The 2,215-nt window shown below is 66.6% G+C and carries 3 protein-coding genes; all 3 read right to left on the minus strand.

The annotated features are described in order from the left end of the window. The coding region (locus G1E_RS19530; RefSeq protein ID WP_047150035.1) for a TerB family tellurite resistance protein at positions 1–751 on the minus strand (751 nt) is incomplete at its 3' end. A gap of 1 nt (position 752) precedes the next feature. After that, entirely contained in the window at positions 753–1,424 is a 672-nt protein-coding gene (murU, locus tag G1E_RS19535) for an N-acetylmuramate alpha-1-phosphate uridylyltransferase MurU (RefSeq protein WP_009685243.1), read from the minus strand. Further along, the coding region (locus tag G1E_RS19540) for an aminoglycoside phosphotransferase family protein (protein WP_047150039.1) at positions 1,421–2,215 on the minus strand (795 nt) is incomplete at its 5' end. The genes G1E_RS19540 and murU, both read right to left, overlap by 4 nt.

A 2,215-nucleotide genomic window follows, 5' to 3' on the forward strand; every position in this document is an offset into this window, starting at 1 on the left:
TGCGGATCATGGCATAGGCCTGGTGCAACTCCCGCGTGCGCTCGGTTGCTTCACGCACCTGTGCCTCGCTGGCGCCGGTGCCTGCCAGCTTGTCCGGGTGATGCCGGCTGACCAGCCGGCGATACGCCTGTTTGACCTTGTCAGCTTCGGTGTCCGCCTCTACCGCCAGCAAGCGCAACGCCGCCGCATAGGTCATGGCCAACCCTTCCGGCCGGGCAGCCCTGCGCGGCTCGTATTCCACCGACATGGCCTGCACCTGGCGCCGGCTCAGGCCCAGCTTCTGCCCCCAGTCCAGCAGCAGCTCACGCTCCTTGTTGCCCATCTTGCCGTCGGCCCAGACCATGCGCCAACAGGCGCGCAAGGTGCCTTCGGCCGCATGCGGCTGTTCGCGAATCCGCCGCAAGTGGCCGCCTAGCCGGTCCTTGCCGGCCTTGCCACGGTTGAACGCCTTGATGGCGCGCAAGCGGGCCGGCTCCGCCAGGTCCAGCCGCGACATTTCCTGACGCGCCTGCTGGATATGCTGCTCGGCCACCCGGCCATCGCTCTTGGCCAGGCGCCCCAGCATCACGAACAGCAACTCATCGTCAGCCAGCGCCGGACGCCCGCTCAGGCGGTCGCGCATGTCATCCCAGCCCTGCAGGCGCAAGCGGCGGTCGAGGGCCTGGCCGAGCAGCAGCCCCAACAGCGCCCCGGGGATATTGGCCACGGCAAAGCCCGCGCCAGCGCCAATCAGTGTGCCTGGCCACCACATGTCAGGCGCGCTCGCCGATCAGCCGCTCGGCCTCGGCCAGCCGCTCGAGCGTGCCGACGTCCACCCAGTGCCCGCGGTAGTGCTCGCCCGTGACCCGGCCAGCCGCCATGGCCTGGCGCAACAACGGCGCCAATTTGAAGGCACCAGCCTGGCAACCCGCGAACAGCGCCGGGTGCAAGACCGAGATACCACTGAACGTCAGCGTACCCGGCGCGTCGTCGCCATCGACCACCTGCCCGTCCGCCAGGCGGAAGTCGCCACGGCCATGGTGGCCAGGGTTATCGACCAGCACCAGGTGCGCCAGGCCTTGCAGGGGGGCCTGCAGGCGGGTGAAGTCGTAGTCGGTCCAGACATCGCCGTTCACCAGCAGGAACGGATCGTCGCCCAGCAAAGGCAGTGCTTTGAAGATGCCGCCGCCGGTTTCCAGCGGCTCACCCTCCGGCGAGTAGCAAATGCGCAGGCCGAAGCGGCCGCCATCGCCTAGGTGCTCTTCGATCTGCTGGCCGAGCCAGGCATGGTTGATCACCACTTCGCGGACACCCGCAGCCGCCAGCGCACGCAGGTGGTACTCGATCAGCGCCTGGCCGGCGACCGGAACCAACGGTTTGGGGGTATGCAGCGTCAGCGGGCGCATGCGTTCACCCTTCCCCGCCGCCAGGATCATTGCCTTCATGCACGCGCTCCGGCTTGCAGCTCGGCAATCAGCTCACCCAGCTCCGCCAATTCGGGCCGGCGACCGATCACTTCTTCTATATAGGCGAAGAAACGCGGCACGTCGCCCAGGTAGCGCGGCTTGCCGTCGCGGTGGCAGATACGGGCAAAAATGCCGATCACCTTCAAATGGCGCTGCACGCCCATCAGGTCGCTGGCACGCTGGAACGCCTCGAACTCAGCATGAACCGGGATTCCGGCCGCCACTGCCCGCTCCCAATAGGCACGCAACCAGCCTTCGACGCGCGCCTGTGGCCAGCTGAGGAAGGCATCCTTGAACAGGCAGGTAATGTCGTAGGTGACCGGGCCGTACACCGCATCCTGGAAGTCCAGCACGCCAGGGTTCGGGGTGCTCTGCATCAGGTTGCGCGGCATGTAGTCGCGGTGCACCAGCACTTTCGGCTGGGCCAGGGCGCTGTCGATCAACAGTTGGCTGACGCGCTGCCAGGCAGCTTTCTGGCTATCGTTGAAGGCCAGGCCAAGCTCGCGCCCTACGTACCATTCGGGGAACAGTTCAACCTCGCGGCGCAGCAGGGCGTCGTCGTAGCTGGGCAACTGGGCGTCCATTGGCAGGCGCTGGAACTTCAGCAACGCCTCGATGGCGTCGGCGAACAGGCTGTCGGCATTGTCTTCATCAATGATGTCCAGGTATGTCTGGTGACCCAGGTCACCCAGCAGCAGGAACCCACGCTCCAGGTCCTGGGCGTGGATCTGCGGCACATTCACACCGGCGCTGGCCAGCAGGTGGTCGAT

Origin of the sequence: Pseudomonas sp. TJI-51, assembly GCF_000190455.2 — a bacterium.
Taxonomy (GTDB): Bacteria; Pseudomonadota; Gammaproteobacteria; order Pseudomonadales; family Pseudomonadaceae; genus Aquipseudomonas; species Aquipseudomonas juntendi.